The sequence below is a fragment of the Mycobacterium sp. genome (assembly GCF_052144515.1).
In the GTDB taxonomy this organism is placed as follows: Bacteria; Actinomycetota; Actinomycetes; order Mycobacteriales; family Mycobacteriaceae; genus Mycobacterium.
In genome coordinates, this window is sequence record NZ_JBKQQD010000287.1 from 1 (window position 1) to 26672 (window position 26672).

Sequence of the window (26672 nt, forward strand, 5' to 3'; positions counted from 1 at the left end):
GGCAAAGTAAATCAAAGCCGTGGCGTTGTCCTCCGCGTCATCGGCTCGGTGCTCCGCGAGCTTCCGATTAACAGCGTCTTTCTTGGCTGCAATATTGTTCTTGATTTTCTCCACCCGCTGGTTGTGCTCGGCCTGGAGTTTTTTCCAGTCGGAAGCAGCGGTTGCCTTCTTCTTTGCCACATTCACCTTGAATTCATCCTGCCTGGCTTTTGCATCCGCTTTGGAGGTGTCGATAGCGGCATGCACTTTCTCGCCGGTTTCTTGCTCAGCCGCTGCTACCTTGTTCTCCGCGTTCTCTGCACGGTCTGCAAGTTCTCGCAGGAGTTCTGAAAGCTTTTTCATGATTCTGTCCTGTCATCTCCGAATATGGCCTTCAAATGATATTCACCTTCAAATGATATTCACCTTCAAATGATATTCAGAAGTCTAGTAACTGTTGCTTCACCGCTCTAGAGTAATTAGTCACCGCCTGTCACCGCCGAGCATCGGGCCGGATCCGGGGTGGCGCCGCCGACGGCATCGCCCCCGTGGTGCTCACGGCGCCGCGGCCCTGAGCGCGCCAGAGGACGATGACCACATGACCGATGATGTGACCCTTCGCGGAGTCAGCTCGTCGCGATTCGCCATCGGTCCCACTTTCCCTCGCTATCGGCCGGCGGTCCCTCGTACGGAATACTCTGATCGCCGATCGCGGCGGCGTCGGGGGTGCCCGAGGGCCCTCCGACATTGAGACTTCGGCCTCTTCCGGAGCTTCGTGCGAGAGGGCACGGTGTTTCCATGGAGCATCTGTCGACGTTGGATGCGGGCTTTCTGGAAACCGAGGATTCCGACCCCCACGTCAGTCTTGCGATCGGTACGGTGTCCGTGATCGAAGGACCGATTCCTGAATACGACTCGCTCGTGTCGGGCCTCACGGAGCGAGTAGTCACCGTACCCCGATTCAGGCAGGTGCTGCGTATGCATCCGTTGGACCTGGAAGCGCCGGAGCGGGTGGATGCCGAAAACTTCGATATCTCTCATCACCTGCATCGAGTCGCACTTCCGCACCCGGGCGACCGCACGGACGACTGTCGCGCGGGTACGGATCCGATCACGTTGCCGCGTCAGGTTTTTGCTCATGAGCAGCCCAGCCCGCAGACCAGGGTCACCGGCGTCGTTGTGCCCACGGTCTGCCGCCGGAGAGCAGCACGAGAGCTGAGAAGAGTCGCGGCGCGACTCGATTCAGCTATCGGACCACGGTCCGCGGCGTTGGACGGATCGGCGACGAGACTCGGGCCAACAGCTGGTTGTGCGACGGCAAGCGGTTGCTGATCACGCTTCGTCAAGCGCGGGAAACAGCAGTTCCTGGGCGAGCAGCTGCACCGCCGCGGCCACCGGGATCGCAACCAGCGCTCCGACAATCCCCAGCAACGTCGCCCCGATCAGGACGGCGACCACGGTGACGCCCCCGGGCACCCTTACGGCGCGCCCGATGACCTTAGGTACCTACAGGTAGTCCTCGAACCACCGGAACACTACGTAGAAGGCGACGGTGGCGATGCTGACCGGGATGGAGATGGTCAGCGCGACCAAGGCGACAACGACCCCGGCGACGGTGGAACCGTATGGGATGAGGTCCAATATCGCGACGAAAACACCGAGCAGCAACGGGTATGGGACATCGAAGACGATGCACCAGACAAAGGTGGCCGCGCCCGCGACGATCGAGGTCGCGATGTTGCCCAGGACGTAGTAACCGACCTTGGCGAGGACCTCATCGCCAAGGAGGATCGCACGCGGCCTCCGGGAGCGCGGCACCAACCGGTACAAGGTCGCGCGGATGCGGCGCATGTCGGCCAGGAAGTAGACGGTTAAGACAGCCACCACCCCGAGGTGGGTCAGGGCGCCGAACACCGCTGATCCGGCCTTGACGAGCCCTGCAAATGCAGGTCCGCCCGAGCCGTTCATGATGCCGGTGATCCGCTGTTGCAGGTGGAAGCGAGCGACTACGCCAGAAAACTCAGACCCGGCCGTAACCGATGAACGTCAGCCACACAGGGCACTCGACGTTTTAGCAGCTCAGCGAGGGTTTCCGGGCAACTGCCCTACTCCTCTTCACTCCTCTCTGGTCGGTGCTTGGTCGGCTTTTTCCAGTTGTTGGATGCGGGCATTGAGCCGGGCGGCGGCGCGCGTCAGTCACATTTTGGTGCCCCGAAGACACCGTAGTTGTCCGCGTGGACTGAAGAGCCGCCATGGGTGCGCGGTGTAGCCGCCAGGAACGCGCGCGCGGAACTGAATCATCAAACCGGTTTTCTGACAACGGAATCAGCTTAGACCCATCAGTGCCGACAGAGAGTAAGCGGTCGGCGGCAACGTCATGCAAGGGTCTCGCGACTCACGGTTGTCGCGCCGACCAATTCCCACCCGAATATCGTGTCCGGCCAAACATTGACGGACGCCCGGCAGGGAGCGACGATCGACCAGTGGCGGAGAGCCCGCCTGAACTCACGGAAGGGGCTCGGATGACAGACACCGATCTGAGCGCACGGTTCGAGAAGATTTCCGACAAGGCGAAAAAGGCGGCCCAGGAGCTACATGCCGCCGGTGACATGACCAAAGATCAGCTTCAAGCTGATGTCACTATCGCGCGAGACAAGGCCGCCGCAGCAGCCGACAAGTTCAAAGAGAAGGCGCATGCGTCCGGCGACAAAGTGTCATCGCGGTGGGACGAGATCCGCGGCAAGTGGCAGGCGCATGTCGCCAAGGCAAGAGAAGACGTCAAAGAGAAGAAGGCCCAACTCGATGCCAAGGAGGCCGACGCGGACGCCAATATCGCCTTGTCCTACGCCCTGGATGCCATCGATTTCGCCGCGGCCGCGATCGAGGAAGCCGAGTACGCGGCGCTCGATGCCGTATATGCACGAGCCAGGGCAGTCGCGCTCACCTGATCGCGCGGAGAACCGTCGGCAGGTCCGCGTGGCGCTCACGCGCACATGCCGGGATTCGATGAGATGGCCGTGCTTGGGTAGTGCGCAATTTCTCACCACCTTTGCTTGCGGCGGCCTCGAGGAAAGTTAGCCGCTCCGATGCGAGCGGATGTTCGATGGTTTCTCCGGCGCGCGCCCGTCCTGCCGTCGACGTCCGTTCTCAACGAGTACCCGGCCGGACACCTTCAGGTGCAACCCGCCGGTGGTACCTATCCGCGCTGTACTTTCCGGGGCTGTCCGACGCGTGCGCGCATTCGCCTGCCCGGTGTGCCGCGGCTTGGTGGCATTCGAATCGCACCGTTGCCTCAACTGCCAGGCCGAGTTGGGATTTCATGCTCCGACGAAGACGATGGTCGCTACCTCGTCGGGTGCCGCGGTCATCGATGGGTGTAGCTGGATAGCCTGCAACAAGGCCGCCGACCTGGGCTGCAATTGGCTGGTCAGAATGCCTTGGCCAGCGACGAGTGCCGGTCCTCGGCGAGCCTCTCATCCTGCAGTTGCGACAACCGTACGCACAGTCCGTAGGAGGATGTGACGTTGCCGAGCATCCGAACCAGCAGATCCTGGACCAGCTGGAAGCCGCCGATTAGCTGGCCGAACTGCTGTCGGCTGCACGCATAGGCCGGGGCGTTCTCATAGGCCCCCATCGCGCAACCGACCGCCATCCACGCCACCCCGGCGCGGGTCATCCGCAGCACCTCAGCGGTGTCTTTGAACGAGTTGGCCCGCTGCAATCGGTCGGATTCGTCGACGCGCACCTTGTCGAGCGTGATCAGACCGTTCTAAACGATGCGTAACGCAATCTTGTGCATCTGCTTTTCGACGGTGAAACCCGGCGAAGAGTTCTCCACCACAAAGCCTTTCACCTGCCCGTCGGCGACGTCCTTGGCCCAGATGACAGTCAAATCCCCGAAGGTGGAGTTGCCGATCCACTTCTTTTGGCCGTTCAGGATCCAGGTGTCCCCGTCGCGCCGCGCCGTCGTCTGCAGCCCACCCGACGCCCCCGAACCGACCTCCGGTTCGGTCAGCCCGAACGAGCCGATCTTGTCGTAGCGCGCCATGGCGGGCAGGAACCTCTCGCGCTGCTCGTCGGAGCCGCACAGATAGATCGACCCCATGGCCAGACCGCCGTGCACCCCATTGAAGGTGGCGATCGAGCAGTCTGTGCGGGCCAGCTCCATGGTGACCATGCCTTCGAGCAGGAAACGGCGCCCGGCGCAGCCGTAGCCGTAGCCGTGGTAGGGCAGGCCCGCGATGCCCAGCTCGCGCATCCCGGGCACGATCTGGAACGGAAACGTGGCGCGCGACCAGTGCTCGAGGAGGATAGGCGCGACGTCGGTCGTCGCGAATTTGCGCACCGCATGCAGCAGGTGGCGCTCCTCATCGATGAGCAGGCGCTCATACGAATAGAAATCCGAGGTGTCGACGTCGTTGTGGTTCACGGTCGGTCCCCTGGCTCGTTCAGAAATCTCTCTATGACGGGCGCGAGTTCGGCAGCGTTGTGCACGAGGTCGATATGCCCGCCGGAATGCAGATGCAGCCGCGAATGAGGCAGCAACACTTTCATGATGCGCGCGTTGACCACTGGGATAATCGGATCATCGGTGCCCGCTACGATCAACGTCTCCTGCCGTACCGCGGGCAATGCGAACAAGCTGGTCCAGACCGCACCTGCGAGCAGCTGATGCAGGTAGCCGGTCTTAGATCCGGCGTGCAACTGCCGCACGAACAGTCGCGCGACGTCCTCACCGTGCGAGCGGACGGTACCGCCGTACAGCTCGGCGGCGATGGAGGCAGCGTAATCGGGATCCGAGAACCTGCGCGGGGTAAGCATTTTCGCCAGCACCCGCGGATGCGCCGGCACCATAAGCGCGCCGGTTCCGGTCGCCACTAGCACCAAGCGCCGGCACCGGCGCGGATTCTGAAAGGCGAACTGCTGCGCGAGGCCGCCGCCCCAGGACAGCCCGAGCACATCCACCACGCTGATGCCCAGCTTGGACAGCACCCGGCCCAGCACCCAGGCAAGGTAGGGAAACCCGTAGGGTAGAGGGGATGTGGGCGATCCTCCGGTCCCGGGAACGTCGAATCTGATTACCGCGCAATCCAACTGCTCTACCAGCGGATCGAGCACCTCCAGGCTGGCGCCGATGCCGTTACAGAGCACCAGCGGCACGCCGGTTCCGTGGCGCACGTTGACTCGGATTCGCTGACCGCCGGCCGTGACGTAGCGCTCCTCGCCAATGGTGCTCGCCGATGTCAGCCGGCGCACGGTTCTCACTTCTCCATCACATAGCTGCCCGGTGCTGGGCCGAGCGGCGGCAGACCCTCCCCGCCAAGAGCTTTCGGAGCGTCGACCTCCGGGCCGCTGCGCTCGGCCAGCCAGCTCACGTAATCCGGCCACCAGGAGTCACCGAACTTCTGCGCAGACTCCAGCCACTGTTCGGGATCTTCCGCGTCGACCGGACCGGTCCGGTACGACGCCTTCGGGTTGCCGGGCGGGTTGACCAGCGCCGCTATGTGACCGCTAGTGGACAGCACGTAGCGGTTGTCCTTGCTGCCGAGCAGGCGTGCGCTGCGATAGGTGGCTTGCCACGGGGAGATATGGTCGGCGACGCCGCCGATGACGTACGCGTCGGACGTGATCTTGCCTAGGTCGACCGGGCTGCCAAGCATGCTGACAGCACCAGGGGTGACCAGCGCGTTGCGCAGCCCCATCAGCACCATGTCGCGGTGCAGGGCGGCGGCCATCCGAGTGGTGTCGGCGTTCCAGAACAACACGTCGAACGGCGCCGGCTTGCGGCCCTGCACATAGTTGTTCACTACATACCGCCACACCAGGTCCGTGGGCCGCAGCCACGCGAACATCTCCGCCATGTCGCGTCCGTCGAGGTAGCCTTTCCTGCCCGAAACTCGAATCGCCGCCTGCGCCGCGCGGTCGCTCATTGCCGCGGCCGCGAAGCCGGCCCGGGTCTCATCCAGCACGGTGACCGCTAAGTTCAGGCCCGCGATCCGATCGCCCTCGCCGATCTCGCCTAGATGGGCCGCAGTCATCGCCGCGAGGATGCCGCCCGAGCAGGTGGCCAGCAGGTGAGCGCTGTCGGCGCCGGCGATTTTCTGCACCGCATCCATTGCCTCGATGATCGCCGCGCCGTAGGCGTCGAAACCCCAATCACGATGGCGAGCCTGCGGGTTGCGCCACGAAATGACGAACACTTGCTGGCCCTGCTGCACGAAGTACTCGATCATGCTGCGGCCAGGCGCGATGTCCATGACGTAGTACTTGTTGATCACCGGCGGCACCATGAGCAACGGAATGGCACGCACCTTGGGTGTCTGCGGTGCGTATTGGATCAGTTCGAACATCGAGGTTTGCAGCACCACCGCCCCCTTGGTGATGGCGACCGTCTCACCCACCGAGAACGCGTCGGGCTCGACCATTGCCGGCACCCGAGGCTTCGAAAGCATGTCCCGGGCAAAGGCTCTCACTCCTCGCACCGCGCTCAAACCGCCGGTGTCGATCAGCGCCTTCCACCCAAGCGGATTGATCAGCGGGTTGTTGCTAGGCGCGAGGCCCTCCACCACGTTGTCCACGACGAACTGCATCTTCTCGTTGTCGCGCCAATCCAACTGCGCGTCGTCGAGGAGACACTCGGCGGCCTCGGCGCCTGCGAGATAGCCCTGCATGATTCTGTGCAGCAGCGGGTTCTCCTGCCAGGCAGGGTCACTGAAGCGCTTGTCGGCCCGCGCCGGGGCACGGTGAGACTTGCCCGCCGCGATAGCGCCGAGTTCACGAGTAAGGGTGGCGGCCCGGCTGGCCACGGCACCAGGATGCTGGGCAAGGTTGGCGCCGAAGCGGGCCCAGGTGGCGTTCGGCATCATTCGGCTGGCGAATGGCTTGGTGGCGCTGGTGAGCAGCAAGTCCAGCGGTGCAGCCAGCTCGTCGGCTTTAGTCACGGGATTCGAGGGAGTTGCCATGGTCACGGTGTCCTTTCAGTTGCAGGAACAGTAATTTCGCGCTTCAGGAGCTTGCCGGTGGGTCCTTTGGGCAGAGCGTCCACCAGCCAGACCCGGCGCGGATACTTGTAGGCGGCCACCCGGGCCTTGACGTATTCGCGCAGCTCGTCGGCCGTAATCGCAGCTCCCTTCTTGAGAGCGACTGCTGCACCGACCTCCTCGCCGAGGGAGTCGTGCGGGATACCGATGACGGCGGCTTCGGCCACCGCCGGATGCTCGTAGAGCACCTCCTCGATCTCGCGTGGGTAGACGTTGTACCCACCGCGGATGATCAGGTCCTTGGTCCGGTCGACGATGTAGAAATAGCCGTCTTCGTCGACGCGTCCGACGTCGCCGGTGGCCAGCCAGCCGTCGGGCGTGATCGTGTCCTTGGTGGCGTCGGGGAGGTTCCAATAGCCCTTCATCACGTTGTGGCCGCGGATCTGGATCTCGCCTGTCTCCCCCTGCGGAACCTCAACTCCGTCCAGGTCGACTACCCGCATCTCCACACCCTCGATCGGGGTTCCGATCGAGCCCGCCTTGCGGGGCCGGTTCGGATGATTGAACGCGGCCGCCGGAGAACTCTCGGAAAGCCCGTAGCCCTCGAGAACGGTGCAGCCAAAGGCCTTTTCGAAGTCGGTGAGAACCTGCACCGGCAGCGCCGCGCCACCGGATACACAGGTCCGCAGACTCCGCGTCGCCTCCGCGGGGGCATCTGCTGCCACGCTGAGCAGCGCCGAATACATCGTCGGCACCCCCTCGAACACCGTGACGGCGTCGCGCTCGATCACTTCAAGCGCCTTGCGCGGATCGAACCGAGGGATGAGCGTCAACGTCGCACCCGCGAGGACCGCACCGTTGAGCCCGCAGGTCAGGCCGAAGACGTGGAACAACGGCAGACAGCCCATCACTACGTCGTCGGGCCCCGTCTCGACGAGGCTCCGGACGCTGACCTCGGCGTTGCGGCCCAGATTGCCATGGGTGAGCATGGCACCCTTGGGCTTGCCGGTAGTTCCGGAAGTGTGCAGGATGACCGCGACGTCGTCGTGGCCGCGTTCCACCGGCGCGTCCTGGCTGGGCAGGTCGGCGGTCAAATCGGCCAGTCCGGCGTCATCGACGAGCCAGCACTGGGCGCCCACCTCGTCGGCGCCGGCGGTGGCTTCGTCGGCGAAAGCGGGCGCGGCGAACAGTGCCTCGGCGCCGCTGTTGGACAGGTAGTAGGACACCTCACGGAATTTGAGCAGCGGGTTCATCGGAACCGCGACGGCGCCGCGGTACATGATGCCGTAGAACACGATGGCGAATGCGGGGGTGTTGGGCAGCATGACGCCCACCCGATCGCCCGGCTCTACCCCGGCCTGCTCGAGCAGCGTGGCCACCCGGGCGGCCGCGGCGTCGAACTCGGCGAAGGTGAACTGCAGATCGTCGCGGCGCAGCGCAATGCGGTCCGGGTGGGTATCTTTCGACGCAACGAGATTGGCGCTAAGGGCGGTCATGGTGTGCCTCTGGGGATCTACTTGAGGTGCCCGGCTTTGGGCTTATCTTGAGGATTCCAATCGTCCTCTCGGCGACCTCGCACAACAATGTCAGTGAGCACAACAACCTGGCTGCTTTGGTGTGACGGCGCACAGCTCCTCGCGGACCGGTCGCTAAAGGGCGGCCTAGTGGACACACCCCGGTTAGCGCAGACACGCGTGCATCCTCACCGTCAACCACGACGACCTGGCTCGTGGTGCTGATAGCGAACGTGGCCATCAGCACGGTCACAGTCGCAGTCCGCCTGGATGCGCCTTAGCTCCTCGACATTTCCGCAACAACCGTCTACTTGCCGTTGTCGTGGCTGGGCCGATTTTGTTGGTAGCCTGACATTTCCGGCTCACAAGGCCATCGTGTGCGGGCTTGCCTCGATGTAGCTATGACTCGACAACGGCAGGGAAGCTGCCTCGGCCAGGACATCTATCCGAGGTGCACCGCTTGCGGTTTGGTAGGCACCACGATGACAGTCGGCCCGTCGGCATCCAGCGCGGCGGTGAATTCGTGGGCGAGCTTTTCGGTGGTGTCCACGTTGACCGCGCGGCACCCGAAACCCACGGCCAGGGACGCGATGTCCAGGTCCGGCAAGTCCAGTCCCGGCACCCCCGGTGTTTTCTCCAGTTCCGCGAACGATTTCAGGATCGAGTATTCGCCGTTGCGCATTACGACAAACACGATCGGTAACCGGTGGTGGGCCGCGGTCCAGATGGCCTGCACCGAGTATTGGAATGACCCGTCTCCGATGGTGGCCACCACGGTGCGCTTGACCCCGCGGGCACGGTCGCCCAGTGCGATGCCGACCGCCGCGGGCAACCCCCAGCCGATACCGCCGCTGGGGGTGGCGAAGAACGAAGCCGGTCGGGTGCTGGGCACGAATCGCACTTGTTGGGCCAGCGTCGATGTCGATTCGGTCACCAACGGCGAATCGGCGGGCTTGACGTTGCTCAATGTCGACCACACCGCGTCCGCCGACAGCGGTGCCGACCCGGTCACGTCAACGGCTGCGGTGGGCGCCTGCCTAGCTGGGACCGTCCGGTCGCTGTGATCGTCGACGATGTCCACCAGCTGCTCCAGGACGAGCAGCGTGTCCCCGAGCACGCTGTCACCGACCGGCGCCGTGGCGGCCAGTCGCGGATCAGCCGTAATCTGCAGCAGTTCAGTGCCCTCGGGCAGATACTCGCCCGCCACGTACGGGTAGTACCGGAAGACCTGCGCCCCGATCACCACCACCAGGTCGTAACCTCGCAGCATCTTGCTGACACCGTCGACGGTCATCGGCAACTGTCCCTGGAAGAGTCGATGATCCTCGGGGAACGACGCCCGGTCGGGCAACGCACTGCTGTACACCGCTGCGCCGACCTTTTCCGCGAACGCCACACCGGCATCCCATGCGCCGCTGCGATCGACCTCGGGCCCGAACACCAGCGCAGGCCGCTGCGCGTGGTTGATCCGGTCGGCGAATCCGCGCAGCCGCTCGGCATCCGGGCTGACCCGGTGACTGACCGTGCGGATCACCGCCGGCCCCAGCGCAGGTTTCTCCCAGTCGTCAAGTGGGATCGACAAAAACACCGGGCCGGCCGGTGGCTGCAGCGCTACCGTGTAGGCGCGCATGAACGCCGCGGGCACGTCCTCGGCGCGGGCGGGCTGATAGGCCCATTTCACCCACGGCTGCGGAAACACATTCTCGTCCGGATTGCTCAGATACGGTTCGCACAAAACCATTTCGCGGGTCTGTTGACCGGCCGTGACGATCAGCGGGGTGTTGCCCTTGTAAGCCGCCACCAGGCTGCCCATCGCGTTTCCGGTTCCCGCAGCGGTGTGTATGTTGACCAGTGCGGGCTTGCCGGTGGACTGCGCGAACCCGTCGGCCATCGCCATCACCGAGGCCTCTTGCAACCCCAGCACATAGGTGAAGTCGTCGGGAAAGTTCTTCAAAAACGTCTGCTCGGTGGAGCCCGGGTTGCCGAATACCGTCGTCAACCCTAGTTCGCGAAGCAGGTCGTAGGTCACCTCGTGGACGGATTTTTTATCTGCCATCTCGCTTCCCGGGCCTTTCTTGCAGGTGAGCACTCCCAGCGCGTAATTGCGCACCCTAACAACATCACCCGAACCACCGATGCGCGTCAATGTGCAGGTTGACAACGTCAAACCTGGACCGTTGTCACGGGAAACAACGAGCCCAAAGATCCTGCGCGCCCAGAAGCAGCCCCGTGTGATCTGACACAACAACAGCTGCCGATCGTTGTTGATCAGGACATCGACCTCGTCAGATGTTCTTCCGATGATTTGGGGACCGGTGCCGTTTGCGGATCGATTTCACAGGGATTCTTACGAAGCCGCTCCTGCCAGCTCAAACCGAACCGCATGTATCGCGCGTCTCGAAAGGAAAGGAGCCAGGTTGAGGTAAATGGCCAGATTGATTATGGGCAGGTTTAAGGCAAGCGAACGTGAACAGCGATCACAACAAGGAGATGGACTATGAGTGCAGCAGAAAAGCTGGCGGAACGCATAGTCGCCAACTACGACAATCCGTTACAGAGCAGCACGATAGACGTACCTGCACATGTTGAGTCCGTGCTACAAAGCTTAGGGGCAACAACTTCCGATTCCGGAGGTAAGGTCACCTATTACGGCTCTGATCCCATCACGCCGGATCGATTGCCATATGGAGCTATCAGCGCAATCCCGCTCGCGGCCAAGGCGATTCTGATCGCCAAGATATGGAAGGAGCGTACCGGCGAGGGGCAGGATATTCACGTCGACGTGCGTAAGGCTTTGCGGCGCCTCACACCGTTCCTCGACGGGAAGTGGGAACTGGTCAATGGATTCCCCGGACGCACAGATCCATACAGCCCATGCTCCGGCGGTCCGGATATTGTTCCCACCGGGGACGGCAAATGGATTATGTTCGCCGAGATTTATCCCGCTTTACGCCAGCACGCACTCGATCTCCTGAAACCCAAGGGCGGCTCGTATGAAGCGATACGCGACGCGGTGAAAGAGTGGAACGGTGAGGAACTCGAACAAGCCGGTGAGAAAGCGGGCATCCTCATGCCGCTCGCCCGCAACATCAAAGACGTACTGAAGATGGATGCCTTCACCAAGAACCTGGGACTGATGCCTCTGGTCAGCATCGAGAAAGTCGGCGAAAGCGATCCAATACCATTTACGCCCAATCCGAAGACGCCGCTCGACGGTATCCGCCTACTCTCATCAAGCCACGTCATTGCAGCCCCTTCGATCGGGCGCGCAATGGCCCTGCATGGCGCCGACGCGCTCAACGTGTGGCGGCCATCCGATGTCGAGCACACCCTCTGGCACTACACCTCGCATGTCGGAGTGCGCTCCACGATGCTTGAGTTGGGTAACAACGAAGGCCATGCGAAGTTCCGTGAGCTCCTGTCCAAGGCCGACGTATTAGTCACGAATCGCCGTTCGGGATGGCGGCAGCGATTCCACATCAAGTCGGAGGAAGTGATTAAAGAGCGCCCCGGTCTGATCGATACACAGATTACCTGGGCCGGCGAAACCGGGCAGTGGTCGAATCGCGTCGGCTTCGACGTCACGGCCACTTTCGCGTTGGGCCTCGACAACATTGAGGGTAGCGACGACAAGCCAGCACATCCGTCGATCTACGTGGCCTGCGACTACGCGGCAGGTTGGCGCGCCACCTGCGGCATCCTGTCGGCCCTGCTCCGGCGTGCCAAGGAGGGCGGAAGCTACCGCGTCAGAGTTTCGTTGGTACGCACGGCTCTCTGGCTTCCTGAGTTGGGCATCTTCGATCGCAACCACGCGAAAAAGACAGCCGGCTCAAATGATGAGCACCTCTATCCGGATCCCGATGGATTCGTTGTCGATACGCCAATGGGCCGCTATACCGGCGTCAAGGAAATGATCGAGATGTCCGAAACGCCAGGCGAATACAAGTATCCCCTCACTCCGTTGGGTTCCTGGCAACCAAGCTGGCTCTAACCGGGTCAGCCCAGCACAGTTTGGTCTTGACGTCAAAGACAGGCCCGTTGCGCCTTCCCACGTTCCTGACGGCATCCACCACACTATGCATTGTTCGGAGACACACCGATCAGATGCCGACGTTGTCACCTGTGCCATCGACGCGGGCTCGCCACGGCGAAACACTTCGGGCATGGAAGCTTCACATAGGACGGATCCGATGCCATGAGCTCACCCGACTACGGCACGGTCGGGGTGGAAAACCGGACCCGTACCCTTTTCGGTCAGGTCATGTGGTCCGTGGCCGCTACCGCCGGCCTATTTGCGCTCGGTGCCTACCTGGGCCGCAACCTCGGCAATGGCTGGGCGTTCGTATTCTTCATCCTGGCGTTCGCCTGTCTGATCGGCATGCGGTTCGCCATCCGCAGCTCCGCTGGTCTGGGCATCGCACTGCTGTTCGGTGTGGGGCTGCTGCTGGGGCTGGCAATGTCACCCACGCTGGTCTACTACGCCAACACGGACCCCCAGGCGCTGTGGGAGGCCGGCGGTGCGACGGCTCTGTTCATCGCTGGCTGCGGCGCCTTCGGTTACGCCACCCGCACCGATCTGTCCGGCATCGCCCGCGTCGGCTTCTGGGCGCTACTTGCGCTCATCGGGTTCGGCGTCGTGTTGATCTTCGTGCACATTCCCGGCGGTGCCGTCATCTACTCGATCCTCGGGCTGGTCATTTTCGCAGGTCTCACCATGGTCGACTTCCAGCGGCTCCGCCGATCGACGGATCTGGACTCGGCACCGTCTATCGCTGTATCGATCTTCCTGGATGCGCTCAACGTGTTCTCGTTCTTCCTGCAGCTGTTTGGAGGCAGGAACCGGGACTGAGCACCGCCTCACCCGTCATATCAGCCGGTCGGTGCTATGCGCGGGGTGCAAAACCTCAGCGTTGTAGATGCCTCCATCATCCCCCGAGTTCCCTCGACGGTCACCAATCTGACCACCATCATGGTTGTCGAGCACATCTACCGCCGGGCCTATGCGCGATAACGACCGCGCCGCCGCAGACCAACAAAGCCTGCCTTTGCGATAACTCCCTTAACAAAATGCTCACTGCTGGTCGGCGTAGAAAGCGTGGTGGCCGCTTCACTTGAGCGTCGACTTCCCAGTACGGCATCGCAATGCAGGGTAAACCCGGTCATGGGATGAGGCGTTGTTGGATCCAACACCGCCTAGCGGTGCTCGTTGTCACTGATTCTATCGACAGGTAGCCAACCCGGCCCCATCGTCAAAGCATGGGAGGCATTGCGCCCGGGAAGTTTTCATGACCAATTTGAGCCTGTATCTCGTCGAGTCGGCAGACATGTACCCTGATAGTCCCGCGCTGCGCTGCGACGGGGCCACAACAACGTTTTCGGAGCTGGCCGATAACGCCGCACGGTTCGCCGCCTACCTCGCCGACCGAGGTCTGCGCCCGGGTGACCGGGTGGGGGTCATGTTGGCGAACCGTCCCGAGTTCGCGATGGTTTTCTACGGCGTGCTGCACGCAGGAGCGGTTGTGGTGCCGATGGATCCGCTGCGAAGCGCCCGCGAAGTCGAGTTCGTCTTGACCAACACCGGTGCGCGCCTGCTGGTCGTCGCACCTTCAGGTGGGGTTGCGGCTACCGCCGGTGCGCTGGCCGCCGGGGTTCCCTCAATCGTTGTCGGCGAGCACACGCTCGAGCAGCTGACCAGCGGCTTTCTCGGGCAGGCGTGGCCGGTAACCCGCGCCAGCGACGACAACGCGGTCATCCTGCACACGTCCGGCACAACCGGGGTGCCCAAGGGCGCCCAACTCACCCACCACAACCTGGTCAACAACCAAGCCGTCATTGCGCGCAGGCTGCTCAACATTGGGCCCGACGACGTCGTGCTGGAATGCCTGCCACTGTCTCACGCGTTCGGGATGACATGCGGTCTGGCGGCGGCCATCTCGAACGGCGCGACACTGGCACTGCTTCCCACATTTGACCCTGGCAAAGCGCTGCAAATGATTGCGGCCGAACGCGTCACCGTCTTCGAGGGCCTACCCCCCATGTACCCGGCGATACTCGCGGCCAGCCCCGGCCACGACCCGAACTTCGGCTCGTTACGGGTCTGCATCTCCGCGGGCGCGGCGATGCCAGTGGAGGTGCTGCGCCGGTTCGAGGGCAAGTTGGACTGCACGGTGCTCGAGGGCTACGGGCTGCCGGAAACGTCAGGACCGGCGTGTTTCAATCATCCCGCCGCGCTGCGCAAGGTCGGTTCGATCGGCACACCCATCGACGGCGTGCAGATGCGGGTGATCGACGAACACGCCACCGAGGTGCCGATCGGGACACCAGGCGAGATTCAAGTCCGCGGCCACAACGTGTTGAAGGGCTACTGGAACTTGCCGGAGGCCACCGCGGACGCCTTCGTCGACGGCTGGTTTTCGACTGGCGACATCGGCCGGGTCGACGAGGACGGCTATTTCTTCATCGTTGCCCGCAGGAACATCTGATCATCCGCGAAGGATACAATGTCTATCCGCGCCGCGATCGAAGAAGTCCTCTGCGAGCACCCGCATGAAGCGCCCGACGTTGTGCCGCGGCAGAAATTCAGCCAACACGGGCGCTGCGCGGACGGCGCGGGATCAACACGCGCAACGCACCTGTTGCTTGTCGTCGCGACTAATCTCCGCACGACGATTATGTCTCGGCGAACAATGACCCGTTGCCGCCGAGCGTCGACAATCAAATTAGGCGACTTCCAGTCGGCCTCAGGGTAACAACGGTTGGCGATGAGCGGCCTTAGGTGATGAAGGAGTTTCTGGTGGCAAACACCGATCTGAGCACAGAGTTCGACAAAATTTCCGACAAAGCAAAAATGGCCACGCAACATCTCCGTGCGGCCAGTCAGTCCACCAGAGATCAGCTTGCTGCCGACGCCGCCAGCGCACGGGATAGGGCAACTGCAGCCGCCAATCAGTTCAAGGACAAGGCAGATGGTGCCCGCGACAAGGCGTCGTCGCATTGGCAGGACATCCGCGCCAAGTGGCAAGCCCATGTCGCGGAGGTGCGGACAAGCGTCGAGGAGAAGAAGGAACAATTCGACGCCGACGCGGCGGATGCGGACGCGAATATAGCCCTTTCTTATGCACTTGATGCCATCGATTTCGCGCAGGCCGCTGTCGACGAAGCCGAGTACGCATCGCTCGATGCGATGTATGCACGCGCTGCCGCGGACTCGCACCGTACCTGATCCCGGAGCGACTAAAAATGACCGCCGCGACGCCGCGATGAGTCACGACTGGCCAGTCGCGCCGCTTACAGACGCCGTCACCACCACTGACAAATCGATTGCGCTGCAGTCGCAATGGGTAATACCAGTCAGGCCGCGATGACGCCGTCGAGGCGAGCGCACGATCTCGTCGACCATTTGACCAACAGTTTTGCCTCAAAGACTCGGTATTGGTGGCTGCTTGTTATCGCCGGCGTGACCTGGATCGTGATCGGACTCGCGATCCCGCACTTTGCCTATGCCACCGTAGCGACTCTCGCCATACTTGCCGGTGTGTTCTGTCTGGTGGCAGCGGCCAATGAGGTAATGGCGGGCGCGATGCTGTCATCCCGAGGTGGTCAGATAGCCCGCGGCTTGCTGGCGGTGCTGTTCGTCGTCGCGGGCGTCGTGGCATTCCTCGGCGTGGACGCCACAGTCGTCGGGTTGGCCGCGGTGATGAGCTTCCTTTTCATCTTCTGGGGAGCCATCGGTGTCCTCACCGCCATCGCTGCCAACCGAGAACACGGGTGGTGGGTTCTGCTGATTGCAAGCCTCACCGAGCTCGCGATCGGGTTGTCGGTCACGGCTTCGTTGAAAGCGCCGATCGCGGCGCTGCTGACGTGGACCACCGCGGGGACGCTGGTTCACGGGATCGGCGAGATCGCGTTGGCCTCCCTGGTCCGCGGGATTGGCCGACACGTTGCCGCGCGACGATAGCGTCACGCGGACATGGCACACGCCTCGACACAAGATGCGCCGAGTTGGAGGTTCAACATGACGCCGACCGCAGCGGGTGCGGAGCGCCGCCGGGTCGATGGCTTCGGCCGGCTCGATTTGGGCTTGCGGCAAGCCAGTGACTGGTATTTGTGGGGACCGTATATGAGCGAACGCCAGTGGGGCACGGTCCGCGAGGACTACAGCGCCGACGGCGAAGCGTGGACCTACCTGCCGCACGATCACGCGCGCTCGCGCGCCTACCGCTGGGGCGAGGACGGGCTGGCCGGCTTCTGCGACATCGAGCAGCGGCTGTGCCTGGCGCTGGCGTTGTGGAACGGGCGCGATCCCATCCTGAAGGAGCGGGCCTTCGGCTTGACCGGGGCCGAGGGCAATCACGGCGAGGACGTCAAGGAGTACTGGTGGTACCTCGACGCGCTGCCCAGCCACGCGTGGAACAGTTGGCGCTACCACTACCCGCAGCGGGCATTCCCCTACCAGCAGCTGCTGGATGAGAACCGCCGGCGCGGCAAGTTCGATTTCGAGTACGAGCTGCTTGACACCGGCGTCTTCGACGACGACCGCTACTGGATCGTCGATGTGTCATACACGAAGGCTGACCCTACCGACGTACTGATGACGATCGGCGTGACCAACGCGGGGCCCGAGTGCGAACTGCTTCACGTGCTGCCGACTCTCTGGTACCGCAACACCTGGTCCTGGGACGTCGGGACGGCCGCGCCGACGCTGGCTGCTGCCGCCGGCACGGTGGCCGTCGAGCACCCCTTCCTTGGTGACCTCGAACTGCTGCCCGGGCCGGCCCCCCAGGGCGGCGGCCCGGAGCTGCTGTTCTGCGACAACGAGACGAATGTTGCTCGGCTGTACGGGGTCACGGGTGGCTCGCGGTGGCCCAAGGACGGCATCAACGACCATGTCGTGTCCGGGGCCGACACGGTCAGCCCGCAGCAGCGGGGCAGCAAGTGCGCGGCGTGGTACCGGCTCACGGTGGACCCCGGCGCGACCGCCGAGCTACGGCTGCGGCTGCGTCGGGCCGGCACCGGACCGGACTCGGCCACGGCGCTGGGCGCGGACTTCACCCGGGTGGTGGACCAGCGGCGCGCCGAGGCGGACGAGTTTTACGCCGAGCTCACCCCGGCCGCGGCGTCGCCCGACGAGGCCGCGGTGATGCGTCAGGCGTTCGCCGGGTTGCTGTGGAGTAAGCAGTTCTATTACTACGAGGTGGCCCGCTGGCTTGACGGTGACCCGACCCAGCCGCCACCCCCGGCGCAGCGGAGGTCTGGCCGCAATGCCCGCTGGCGCAACTTCGAGGCGTTCGACGTGATGTCGATGCCCGACACCTGGGAGTACCCGTGGTTTGCGGCGTGGGACTTGGCGTTTCACTGCGTCGCGCTGGTGCACGTCGATCCGGCGTTCGCGAAGTACCAGCTGTCGCTGCTGTGCCGCGAGTGGTTTCAACACCCCAACGGGGCGCTGCCCGCCTACGAGTGGGATTTCTCCGATGTCAATCCGCCGGTGCAGGCCTGGGCGGCGCTGGAGGTGTTTGGAATCGACGGGGGCCGCGACTTCGACTTTCTCAGCCGGATTTTCGACAAGCTATTGGTGAACTTCACCTGGTGGGTGAACCGGGAGGACGCCAACGGCTCCAACCTGTTCGAGGGCGGGTTCATGGGGCTGGACAACATCGGCCCTCTGGACCGATCCCACCTTCCCGTCCGGGGTGTCCTGGAGCAGTCCGACGCCACCGGGTGGATGGCGGGGTACGCGCTGTCGATGGCCACGATTGCGGCGATCCTGCACGGGTCGGGACAGCGACCCGCGCTCGATTTGGTGCAGAAGTTCCTTGAGCACTTCGCCGGCATCGCCGACGCACTGGAGACGGTGGGCGTCTGGGACGAACGCGACGGCATGTTCTATGACCGCATCGTGCTGCCCGATGGCGAAGCGGTCCCGGTCCGCGTGCGCTCGATGGTCGCCATGATCCCGCTGCTCGCTGCGGCGGTGGTCAACGAGCAGGCCATCGACCAGTCGTTGGTGACGGACAAGGGGTTCGCCCACTACCTGCGACGCCGTGGGCTGGGCGGCACCGAGGACATGGTCGCCGCGGGGATCCTGCGCGGCACGCCCGGCGAGCGGCGGCTACTGGTCGGGGTAACCAGCCTCGAGCGGGTCCGTCGGCTCTGCCAAACCCTATTCGACCCCGCCGAGTTCCTCTCGCCGCACGGGCTGCGTTCCTTATCGGCCTACCACAGGGACCATCCGTACGTTTTGGACATCGACGGCGTGCGCGCCGACATCGACTACGAGCCCGCCGAGTCGACCACCGCGATGTTCGGCGGCAACTCCAACTGGCGGGGCCCGGTGTGGTTTCCGCTCAACTACCTCGCCGCGACGGCACTGGAGCGCTACCACGAATTCTTCGGCGCCGAGCTGACGATCGAATACCCGACCGGTTCGGGCACCAGCGTCACCCTCGACGCGGTCGCCTCCGATCTTTGGGAACGCATGGTGTCGATATTCCTTGTCGGCAGCGACGGATCCCGGCCCTGCTTCGGTGGGGTGGGCCGGTTTCAGACCGACCCCCGCTGGCGGAACAACCTGCTATTTTTCGAGTACTTCCACGGCGATAACGCCGCGGGCCTGGGCGCATCCCATCAAACCGGGTGGACCGGGCTGGTGGGCGACGTGATCCGCCGCCGCCACCGGGCCTACCCCGCGGTATCGCAGGTCATCCAGCGGCTCGTGCCGGGTGAGGAGACGCGATGAGCCCGAAAATCCTGCCCGGCCGCGCCGACCCGCTGGGCGCCACGCCCAGCGCCGACGGCACGAACTTCGCCGTGGCATCGGCCGGCGACGAGGTCACCCTGTGCCTGTTCGACCCCGATGGGGTCGAGACACGGCTGGTGCTGCCCGAACGTGACGGCGACACCCGGCACGGCTTTGCGCCCGGCGTGACATCCGGGCAGGCCTACGGTTTCCGGGTCAGCGGACCCTACGATCCCGCGCGCGGCCTGCGCTACAACCCGACCAAGCTGCTGCTCGACCCCTACGCCCGCGCGATCCACGGCCGGGTGCGGTTCGGGCCCGAACTCCTCGGTCACGCATCCGATGACCCCGGCGCCCCCAGCCCGCTGGACTCGGCCGCTCACGTGCCGCGCAGCCTGGTGATAGCCGCCCCGCCACCGGCCGTGCCCGGGCCGGGGCACGCGCTGGCCGACACGATCATCTACGAGCTGCACGTGCGGGGGTTCACCGCCACCCATCCCGGCGTGCCGGCGGATCTGCGCGGCACCTATGCCGGGCTGGCGCACCCAGCCGCGCTGCAACATCTGATCGACCTAGGGGTGACCGCGGTGGAGCTGCTGCCGGTGCACCACAACGTGCCCGAGTCGTTCTTGCTGCAGCGCGGCCTGACTAACTATTGGGGCTACAACACCATCGGGTTCTTCGCCCCCCATGCCGGATACTCCGCGGCGGTGCGCGCCGGTCAACCCGGCGGCCAGGTCGAGGAGTTCCGCATTATGGTTGCCACCCTCCACGCCGCGCGGCTGGAGGTGCTGCTCGACGTGGTGTTCAACCACACCGCCGAAGCAGGAGCCGACGGCCCCACGCTGTGCCACCGGGGGCTAGACAACGCGGCCTACTACCGCCTCGACCCGGCCCGCTACCTCGACACCACAGGTTGCGGCAATTCGGTCAACACGGGCCACCCGGTTGCGCTACGCATGGTCATGGACTCGCTGCGCTACTGGGTCACCGAAATGGGTGTCGACGGCTTCCGCTTCGACCTAGCGCCCACCCTCGGCCGCCAAGAGGGCGGCTTCGACCCCTTCTCGGCGTTTTTCGATCTCGTCGGCCAGGATCCGGTCATCTCGCAGGTGAAGTTGATCGCCGAGCCGTGGGATGTCGGCCGGTTCGACAGCTACGACGTGGGCCGGTTCCCGGCGCAGTGGAGCGAATGGAACGGGCGCTTCCGCGACACCGTACGCGACTGGTGGCGCAGCCACGACGGGCTGCTTGGAGACTTCGCGTCGCGTCTGTGTGCTTCCACCGACATCTACGGCGACCCCGCCGCGGGGCGCAGGCCGAGCGCGTCGGTCAACTTCGTCACGGTGCACGACGGATTCACCCTCACCGATCTCGTGTCCTATGACGGCAAGCACAACGAGGCGAACACGGAGGACAACCGTGACGGCACCGACGACAACCGATCCTGGAACTGTGGGGTGGAGGGCCCAACCACCAGCCCCGACGTGCTGGCGCTGCGGGCCCGGCAGAAACGTGCTCTGCTGTTGACACTGCTGCAGTCGGCGGGCATCCCGCTGCTGCTGGGCGGCGATGAGCTCGGCCGCACCCAGCGGGGCAACAACAACGCCTACTGCCAAGACAACGAGATCACCTGGTTCGACTGGTCAACGGTCGACCACGAACTGCTCAAGTTCACAAAGGACCTCCTCGCGCTGCGCCGTCGGCACCCGGTGTTCCGCAGGCGCCGCTTCCTGACCGGCCCCGCCGCCGCGGATCTACGCTGGTTCACCCCGGCCGGCACCGAGATGAGCGAGCAGAACTGGACCGACCCCGAGGCGCGCGCCGTCGCGGTTTTGATCGACGGCTCAACCGATCCAGACGTGGCGCCAGACGGCACACCGCTGGTCGATGACGACTTTCTCATCTTCGTCAACGCCTGGTGGGAGCCGCTGACCTTCCAGCTACCAGCGGACGTCTCGGCGCGGCGCTGGGACATCGTGTGCGACACCTTCGACCCGGCCCACACTGGCACGGCCGCGGGGCACGTGGACGTGGGATCGCGCTCAACGGTCTTACTCAGCTCGCTGGCCTCGCCCAGCCGCGCTGCTGGCGGCACAGCGTGAGTCCGATGAAATCGTGGGCGCCTCGGGTCGACGACGGCCTTTGGCACCGAGGATCAGGGAGAGGGCATCACCGCGTGCACCCGAAAGCGTCCTCAGCCCTCACACCGTTAAGGAGCGATGGTGAGCGAAGCCGGTTCCGGCCCTGACGAATTGGCTCCCTCCAATGCCGAGAACGCCGCCGCTACAGCACCTGGCGGCGTTGCCACCGAAGAGCCCGTCGCGACGGCACCACCCGGGCACACACCCCCGGCGAAAGCGCCGCCAGTGAATAAGAGGCCGTGGTGGGTGCGCCGCTACACGTTCACCGGCACCGCCGTCGGGCTGGTGCTTTTGTGGTTGTCGATGACCCCGTCGTTGCTGCCCCGCGGGCCGCTGTTCCAGGCGCTGGTCAGCGGAGTATCCGGCGCGATTGGTTATGCACTGGGCGTGTTGGCGGTGTGGCTGGCGCGCTACATGCGATCGAAAGACACCAGCCCGCCCGCGCCGCGAATGGCATGGGTCATGCTGGTCGCCGCCGCCGTGGTTGGCACCATCGGCATGATCTTCTGGTTCCACGTCTGGCAGGACCACGTGCGCGACCTGATGGGTGTCCCGCGGCTGACATGGCATGACTACCCATTGGCTGCGGCGCTGTCGATCGTGGTGTTGTTTGCGCTCGTCGAGATCGGCCAACTGATCAGGCGGCTAATTCTCTTCCTGGTGAGCAAGCTCAATCGCGTTGCCCCCCCACGGGTTTCGGCGGTGGTCGCGGCGCTGCTCGTGGCCGTGCTGATTTTCGCGATCCTCAACGGCGTGGTGGTCCGCTTCGCGATGCGAACACTGAACAACACATTCGAGGCGGTCAACAACGAGCAAAGTCCGAACACGCCGGCGCCGACGACGTCGCTGCGCTCGGGCGGCCCCGGCTCCTTGGTGTCATGGGCGTCGATTGGAAAACAGGGCCGCATCTTCGTCGCCGGCGGCCCCGCGATCGGGCAGCTGTCGGCGTTCAATGGCGCCCCCGCAATAGAGCCGATCCGCGCGTACGCCGGGTTGGGGTCAGCCCACGGCATCCGCGCCACCGCCGAGCTGGCCGCCCGCGAGCTCGAACGCACCGGTGGCCTGCAGCGCAAGGTCGTGGCCGTCGCCACCACCACCGGGACCGGCTGGATCAACGAGGCCGAAGCTGACGCGATCGAGTACATGTTCAACGGCGACACCGCGATCGTGAGCATGCAGTACTCGTTTTTGCCCAGCTGGCTATCGTTCCTGGTGGACAAGGAAAATGCCCGCCAGGCCGGTCAGGCGCTCTTCGAAGCGGTCTCGGCACGTGTGCGCGCGCTGCCGGAAGGACAGCGGCCCAAGCTGGTGCTGTTTGGCGAGAGTCTGGGATCGTTCGGCGGGGAGGCGCCGTTCCTGTCCGCCAACAACATCGTCGCGCGCACCGACGGTGCCTTGTTTAGTGGGCCCACATTCAACAACACGATGTGGCTGGAGGTGACCCGCAATCGCGATAAGGGCTCACCGCAATGGCTGCCGATCTATGAGCAGGGCCAGGACGTTCGATTCGCCGCCAGAGCCGACAACCTTGGTCGCCCGCCAGACCCGTGGGCCAACCCCCGCATCGTGTACCTGCAACACGCGTCCGACCCAATCGCGTGGTGGAACCCCGACCTGTTGCTGCGCAAACCGGACTGGCTGCGCGAAAAACGCGGCTACGACGTGCCGGGCGAGATGGAATGGATCCCGGTGGTGACCTTCCTTCAGGTATCGGCCGACATGGCCGTCGCCGTCGATGTTCCCGACGGGCACGGTCACCGCTACGTCAAAGACGTCGCTAACGGCTGGGCCGCGATCCTGCAGCCGCCGGCTTGGACTCCAGACAAGACTGAACGTCTGCGACTTATGTTGCACGCCAACGAATGAGGCCAAACGGCGCGGTGCTCGCGCACGGTCAGTTCCCCCTGATGAGCGGGGGTTGGGCAAATTAGCTGACACCGCCGGCGGTAAGCCGGAACAAGATCTTGCGGGTCGGGGTCATCGCCATCTGGTCGGTCAACCGCCCGGCGATGGTGAAGGACCGATCCCTGAGTGCCGAACACGCTGCGGCACAAATGCGTTCCAACGCGCACCCGCTCGGGCCGCGGGGCGCCCATTTGGTCCGCTCCACGCGAACATCGGCGTTCGCACACGTGGGGAAGTCGGCGCACGTCCGACGCCATATATACGCGCGCTAGCTGCGGCGCATGGACAGCGGCGGCAGTCGGTTCGGGTCGTCTTCAAGTGCGCTGCGGTCCCAGCCGCCGAGCTCGGCGGCCGCCGCGTAGGTGGTCTGCAAGAAGCGGGCGACCGCGCGGTCGGGGTCATCGGCAGTGCGCACGGCTTCGTAGGGCAGCAGGAATTCTTTGTGTTCGTCGCTGAAGTAGGCGGTGTCTGGTTCAACGCGGTGGCCCGAGAAACCTTCCGGCTCCGGGTATGCGTAGGAGTAGAACGCGCCCTCTTTACCGCCTCCGGGCCAAAAGCCGCAGCTGCTGAGTTCGCGTGAGTACCCCTCAGCCATCACCCAGTCCGGGCAGTTGGGGGCTCCTCCCGGATGCAGGGGGGCGGGCCGTCCGGAAAATCGTGTACAGGCTAAATCCAAAGCACCCCAGAAGAATTGGACAGGGCTGGCCTTTCCGACGAACGCCGCGCGGAAGTTGGTCATGACTCGGTGCGCCGCCACCAGCTGCTGCCAGAACGCGCGCGCCGCATCGGGATCGTATTCAGCATGCTGGTAGTCCTCAGCGAACGGGATAGCGGGTTCTACCTCGTTGGGCTTGCCTATGATATGCGATTCGATGCCGAGACTGTCGAGCGCCGAGAGCGTCTCTCCGTAAAACTCGGCGACCGGTTTGGCAACTAACGGCACCGCCTTCTGGCCCCCGTCACTATGCCGGATCACAAGCATATGGCTGACGAAGTCGAATTCCATGTCGAACACCGCATCTCGGTATGGAACTGCAGCGGTGGTCAATCCCCGTGGACTCACATACAACGTCACTTGCCACCAGTGGTTCAACAGCGGCATGTGAACCATGCGGATCTTGCCGACGATCTGGGTCCACATATGCAAGGTGTCGCGTGTGGCCGGCCATTCGTCCACCATCAGGCATGGCCAGTCGTAGGTCCACGCGGGGCCGTTCATGTCGTTCCCCTGCACAGTTCGCCCAGCGTGCGAACGATTGACTTGGTCGAAAGGTCGTCGATCATGTATGCAACCCAATACCCGCTCATAGGCTCTACCCGCTCCGCTTCCGCTCTGCATGGCCAACTCGAGTCTGCCGGAAGCCGCCGCCCCTTGTCGATATCGATGCGCACAACGTCGCTGGCCTTTCGCGGGTGCCTGTGAACGACGGCGCCAGTTGCAACGTCCGCGATGACATGAAGCAAACCACTGAGACTATTCCGAAACACATCGACGCTGGCAGAAACGTCTCGATTACGTTGCGCCCGTGAGCAAGGCCGCGGATGCGTAAGCGTTCTATCGGTGAATCAGCATCCGCCCGCTGCGATTCCGCGTCGCTACATGAGACGCGGTAATGACAGCTCGGAGGTGTCGACCGGGATCGTCCCAGTTACGGTTTCCGCCGGCGTCCACTCGTCGGAGTCAGGCCCGGAGTCGGTCGCGCGATCCCGGTCATCGACTTTTTCACTAACTTGGGCTTCCTGTGTCGAGACGACGGGTGGTGTCGCCACTAGAGGCGCACGCCCACGCCTGGCGCGCGACGCACGCCAAGCTGTGAGGGGGTGCGATTGGCCATGCTGTCAGCAACGCTGTGGGTTGATCAATCAACGCATGTATGACGTAATCCACAGTTGGCGTGTCCATCTCACGCGAAGGACGTGAATGGTTCAACTGCTCGAGTCCCGCTAAGCCGACGACGTTTGCGTCTGCCCGGTTTCGGCAGCCCGTCGACAGCTCTTGACGAGTCACGGCAAGGACCTCGGGTCGACGCGTCATTGCCTACGTGCCAACAGATTTCACGCACTTCGCTGGAGACTGAATTTCAGACATGGCATCACGCCGTCGCGGGGCAGTGTTTCGGGGCCAACACGTCCGACGCCGTCGGCAAGCAGTTTGCGGAATTGTCGTCGCCCGTCATGAAGCTGCGACATCACGGTTCCCAACGGGATGTGCATGATCTCCGCGATCTCCATGCAACGGAACCCCGCGACATCGGCGTAATACACAAATTCGCGAAATTGCCGCGGCAGTGCCGCCATTGCGGCCTTGAGGTCGTTGTCCGACAACGAATCTTCTACATCAATCGGCGTTGCACTTCGAAGGCCAGACACAGTTCGGCTACATCACGCGGCCGGGTAAGGGAACGGCCGGTGCGCTGCTCGATGCGGTGCATCCGGTAGCGGACGGTATTGGGGTGACAGAACAGCATCTCCCCAGCGGTGCGCATCGGCCCGTCGTGGTCCAGCCACACCCGAAACGTCTCGAACAGGATTTCCCGCTCTTCGTCGGCAAGATCGGCGAAACACTCCATCACGGGGCTCGCGAGTTCGACCATCACTTCGGGTGCGCTGACCGCGGCGGTGGCCAGGATCGAGCCGTCAAACACCGACACCGGCGAGCCGGGGTCTGCCCGGCCCCGCAGCGTCACCCGGGCCTGACGTAGCCCCCGCGCGGTGTCGCGCAGATCGTCGAAGCGGGCGCTGACACCCACCCGGCCGATGGCTACCCGCGCCACCAGCGCCAGCACCGCAGCCAGGTGGCGGTCGGTCTTGACGTGCACGATTCCGACTTCCACGTCGGGCAACCCCCGCCACGCGGAGGACACATCCAGGCTGCGGAGCTTCGCCTCGATACCCGGCAGGGCGTCCACCCTGGACTGGGAGACATCGGCGGCAACCACCACGAATGGACCGGTACTCGGCAACCGAAGATAGTCGGCGGCCTCCCACAGGCTGCACCGCTCGAACAGCCGGCCCCGCATCAGGGCATCGATGAGCTCTGACCGCTTCATTTCGTCGCGCACGACCCGGCGGGTCTGCTCCTGTCGGTACCCGGCGGCCATTGCGCCGGTGAACACGTCCTGAGCGGTCAGTAATTCGGCGGTCAGCGTATGCAACGCATCGCCATTCATGTCGGGCCGGGTCGCGGCCTCGGCGGCTACGGCCTCCCACACCCGCCGGAAACCGACCCGATAAGCCTCCATCACCGACGACAGCGGCACCCCGTCACGCGCCCGCTCAACCCCTAGCCGGGTGGCCGCGGTCACGTTGAAATCGCCACCGGCGGCGATCGCCCCAAAGATCGCTCGCACGTTGGCGGCACAGCCCGCAGCCACCACGTCGAACGGCACCGCCGCGGTCGCCCCGTAGAGCC

At 64.2% G+C, this 26672-nt stretch carries 23 protein-coding genes and 1 pseudogene; 12 read left to right on the forward strand and 12 right to left on the reverse strand.

Annotation, left to right across the window (positions count from 1 at the left end; translation table 11 throughout):
- A partial coding sequence (locus ACLP9N_RS18680; protein WP_442408814.1) for a hypothetical protein occupies window positions 1-342 on the reverse strand: 342 nt, incomplete at its 3' end.
- A gap of 435 nt (window positions 343-777) precedes the next feature.
- Between ACLP9N_RS18680 and ACLP9N_RS18685 the strand changes: the two genes are divergently transcribed.
- On the forward strand, window positions 778-1311 hold the full coding sequence (locus ACLP9N_RS18685) for a wax ester/triacylglycerol synthase domain-containing protein (protein WP_442408815.1): 534 nt from the start codon (window positions 778-780) through the stop codon (window positions 1309-1311).
- Here ACLP9N_RS18685 and ACLP9N_RS18690 read toward each other — a convergent pair.
- A pseudogene (locus ACLP9N_RS18690) lies at window positions 1312-1980 on the reverse strand (AI-2E family transporter); the annotation flags it as partial.
- 521 nt (window positions 1981-2501) lie between these two features.
- On the opposite strand from ACLP9N_RS18690, the gene ACLP9N_RS18695 reads away from it, so the two are divergent.
- Together ACLP9N_RS18695 and ACLP9N_RS18700 are read left to right on the forward strand one after the other, a co-directional pair.
- Entirely contained in the window at window positions 2502-2927 is a 426-nt protein-coding gene (locus ACLP9N_RS18695; RefSeq protein WP_442408816.1) for a hypothetical protein, read from the forward strand.
- A gap of 148 nt (window positions 2928-3075) precedes the next feature.
- Window positions 3076-3501, forward strand: a complete 426-nt coding sequence (locus tag ACLP9N_RS18700) for a zinc-ribbon domain-containing protein (protein WP_442408817.1) — start codon at window positions 3076-3078, stop codon at window positions 3499-3501.
- Here the strand turns inward: ACLP9N_RS18700 and ACLP9N_RS18705 are convergent.
- The 6 genes from ACLP9N_RS18705 to mdlC all read right to left on the reverse strand — a co-directional run bounded on the left by ACLP9N_RS18705 (window position 3407) and on the right by mdlC (window position 10529).
- On the reverse strand, window positions 3407-3724 hold the full coding sequence (locus ACLP9N_RS18705) for an acyl-CoA dehydrogenase family protein (protein ID WP_442408818.1): 318 nt from the start codon (window positions 3722-3724) through the stop codon (window positions 3407-3409). The genes ACLP9N_RS18700 and ACLP9N_RS18705 overlap by 95 nt on opposite strands.
- Before the next feature lie 24 nt (window positions 3725-3748).
- On the reverse strand, window positions 3749-4408 hold the full coding sequence (locus ACLP9N_RS18710) for an acyl-CoA dehydrogenase family protein (protein ID WP_442408819.1): 660 nt from the start codon (window positions 4406-4408) through the stop codon (window positions 3749-3751).
- A complete protein-coding gene (locus ACLP9N_RS18715; protein WP_442408820.1) occupies window positions 4405-5235 on the reverse strand; it encodes an alpha/beta fold hydrolase in 831 nt (276 codons plus the stop codon). Before ACLP9N_RS18715 ends, ACLP9N_RS18710 begins: the two co-directional genes overlap by 4 nt.
- Window positions 5236-5240: 5 nt before the next feature.
- Entirely contained in the window at window positions 5241-6941 is a 1701-nt protein-coding gene (locus tag ACLP9N_RS18720) for a PHA/PHB synthase family protein (RefSeq protein ID WP_442408821.1), read from the reverse strand.
- Between the two features lie 2 nt (window positions 6942-6943).
- The gene (locus ACLP9N_RS18725; RefSeq protein WP_442408822.1) at window positions 6944-8455 is read right to left on the reverse strand and encodes a long-chain-fatty-acid--CoA ligase; all 1512 of its coding nucleotides are present in this window, start codon (window positions 8453-8455) and stop codon (window positions 6944-6946) included.
- 460 nt (window positions 8456-8915) lie between these two features.
- Window positions 8916-10529 (reverse strand): benzoylformate decarboxylase, encoded by a 1614-nt coding sequence (gene mdlC / locus ACLP9N_RS18730; RefSeq protein WP_442408823.1) that lies wholly within the window; start codon window positions 10527-10529, stop codon window positions 8916-8918.
- 441 nt (window positions 10530-10970) lie between these two features.
- On the opposite strand from mdlC, the gene ACLP9N_RS18735 reads away from it, so the two are divergent.
- The 9 genes from ACLP9N_RS18735 (at window position 10971) to ACLP9N_RS18775 (ending at window position 23221) form a co-directional block, all read left to right on the forward strand.
- Entirely contained in the window at window positions 10971-12464 is a 1494-nt protein-coding gene (locus ACLP9N_RS18735) for a CoA transferase (RefSeq protein ID WP_442408824.1), read from the forward strand.
- 204 nt (window positions 12465-12668) lie between these two features.
- The gene (locus tag ACLP9N_RS18740) at window positions 12669-13322 is read left to right on the forward strand and encodes a Bax inhibitor-1/YccA family protein (protein WP_442408825.1); all 654 of its coding nucleotides are present in this window, start codon (window positions 12669-12671) and stop codon (window positions 13320-13322) included.
- 36 nt (window positions 13323-13358) lie between these two features.
- Window positions 13359-13484, forward strand: coding sequence for a GMC oxidoreductase (locus tag ACLP9N_RS18745; RefSeq protein ID WP_442408826.1), 126 nt, complete (start codon window positions 13359-13361; stop codon window positions 13482-13484).
- A gap of 274 nt (window positions 13485-13758) precedes the next feature.
- Complete coding sequence (locus ACLP9N_RS18750; RefSeq protein ID WP_442408827.1) at window positions 13759-14955, forward strand: AMP-binding protein; 1197 nt, start codon at window positions 13759-13761, stop codon at window positions 14953-14955.
- Between the two features lie 296 nt (window positions 14956-15251).
- A complete protein-coding gene (locus ACLP9N_RS18755) occupies window positions 15252-15695 on the forward strand; it encodes a hypothetical protein (RefSeq protein WP_442408828.1) in 444 nt (147 codons plus the stop codon).
- Window positions 15696-15809: 114 nt separating this feature from the next.
- Window positions 15810-16430: an HdeD family acid-resistance protein gene (locus ACLP9N_RS18760; protein ID WP_442408829.1), complete on the forward strand. Its 621-nt coding sequence runs from the start codon at window positions 15810-15812 to the stop codon at window positions 16428-16430.
- Between the two features lie 57 nt (window positions 16431-16487).
- Entirely contained in the window at window positions 16488-19211 is a 2724-nt protein-coding gene (locus tag ACLP9N_RS18765) for an MGH1-like glycoside hydrolase domain-containing protein (RefSeq protein ID WP_442408830.1), read from the forward strand.
- A complete protein-coding gene (glgX, locus tag ACLP9N_RS18770) occupies window positions 19208-21316 on the forward strand; it encodes a glycogen debranching protein GlgX (protein ID WP_442408831.1) in 2109 nt (702 codons plus the stop codon). Before ACLP9N_RS18765 ends, glgX begins: the two co-directional genes overlap by 4 nt.
- Window positions 21317-21580: 264 nt before the next feature.
- Window positions 21581-23221 carry an alpha/beta hydrolase gene (locus tag ACLP9N_RS18775; RefSeq protein WP_442408836.1) on the forward strand — a complete coding sequence of 547 codons (1641 nt, stop codon included), beginning with the start codon at window positions 21581-21583 and terminating at the stop codon, window positions 23219-23221.
- Between the two features lie 61 nt (window positions 23222-23282).
- Here ACLP9N_RS18775 and ACLP9N_RS18780 read toward each other — a convergent pair whose 3' ends face one another.
- The 4 genes from ACLP9N_RS18780 to ACLP9N_RS18795 form a co-directional block, all read right to left on the reverse strand.
- On the reverse strand, window positions 23283-23465 hold the full coding sequence (locus tag ACLP9N_RS18780) for a hypothetical protein (protein ID WP_442408832.1): 183 nt from the start codon (window positions 23463-23465) through the stop codon (window positions 23283-23285).
- Between the two features lie 63 nt (window positions 23466-23528).
- Window positions 23529-24479 (reverse strand): DUF5996 family protein, encoded by a 951-nt coding sequence (locus ACLP9N_RS18785; protein WP_442408833.1) that lies wholly within the window; start codon window positions 24477-24479, stop codon window positions 23529-23531.
- Window positions 24480-25315: 836 nt separating this feature from the next.
- Entirely contained in the window at window positions 25316-25585 is a 270-nt protein-coding gene (locus ACLP9N_RS18790) for a sigma factor-like helix-turn-helix DNA-binding protein (RefSeq protein ID WP_442408834.1), read from the reverse strand.
- A gap of 8 nt (window positions 25586-25593) precedes the next feature.
- On the reverse strand, window positions 25594-26672 hold a 1079-nt coding region (locus ACLP9N_RS18795), incomplete at its 5' end, for a PucR family transcriptional regulator (protein ID WP_442408835.1).

What these genes read in the sequence shown, in the direction of transcription:
- ACLP9N_RS18685 (WP_442408815.1), top strand. Translation starts at nt 778, where the DNA reads ATGGAGCATCTGTCGACGTTGGATGCGGGCTTTCTGGAAACCGAGGAT.
- ACLP9N_RS18695 (WP_442408816.1), top strand. Translation starts at nt 2,502, where the DNA reads ATGACAGACACCGATCTGAGCGCACGGTTCGAGAAGATTTCCGACAAG.
- ACLP9N_RS18700 (WP_442408817.1), top strand. Translation starts at nt 3,076, where the DNA reads ATGTTCGATGGTTTCTCCGGCGCGCGCCCGTCCTGCCGTCGACGTCCG.
- ACLP9N_RS18720 (WP_442408821.1), bottom strand. Translation starts at nt 6,941, where the DNA reads ATGGCAACTCCCTCGAATCCCGTGACTAAAGCCGACGAGCTGGCTGCA.
- ACLP9N_RS18725 (WP_442408822.1), bottom strand. Translation starts at nt 8,455, where the DNA reads ATGACCGCCCTTAGCGCCAATCTCGTTGCGTCGAAAGATACCCACCCG.
- mdlC (WP_442408823.1), bottom strand. Translation starts at nt 10,529, where the DNA reads ATGGCAGATAAAAAATCCGTCCACGAGGTGACCTACGACCTGCTTCGC.
- ACLP9N_RS18735 (WP_442408824.1), top strand. Translation starts at nt 10,971, where the DNA reads ATGAGTGCAGCAGAAAAGCTGGCGGAACGCATAGTCGCCAACTACGAC.
- ACLP9N_RS18740 (WP_442408825.1), top strand. Translation starts at nt 12,669, where the DNA reads ATGAGCTCACCCGACTACGGCACGGTCGGGGTGGAAAACCGGACCCGT.
- ACLP9N_RS18745 (WP_442408826.1), top strand. Translation starts at nt 13,359, where the DNA reads ATGCGCGGGGTGCAAAACCTCAGCGTTGTAGATGCCTCCATCATCCCC.
- ACLP9N_RS18750 (WP_442408827.1), top strand. Translation starts at nt 13,759, where the DNA reads ATGACCAATTTGAGCCTGTATCTCGTCGAGTCGGCAGACATGTACCCT.
- ACLP9N_RS18755 (WP_442408828.1), top strand. Translation starts at nt 15,252, where the DNA reads ATGAAGGAGTTTCTGGTGGCAAACACCGATCTGAGCACAGAGTTCGAC.
- ACLP9N_RS18760 (WP_442408829.1), top strand. Translation starts at nt 15,810, where the DNA reads ATGGGTAATACCAGTCAGGCCGCGATGACGCCGTCGAGGCGAGCGCAC.
- ACLP9N_RS18765 (WP_442408830.1), top strand. Translation starts at nt 16,488, where the DNA reads ATGACGCCGACCGCAGCGGGTGCGGAGCGCCGCCGGGTCGATGGCTTC.
- glgX (WP_442408831.1), top strand. Translation starts at nt 19,208, where the DNA reads ATGAGCCCGAAAATCCTGCCCGGCCGCGCCGACCCGCTGGGCGCCACG.
- ACLP9N_RS18785 (WP_442408833.1), bottom strand. Translation starts at nt 24,479, where the DNA reads ATGAACGGCCCCGCGTGGACCTACGACTGGCCATGCCTGATGGTGGAC.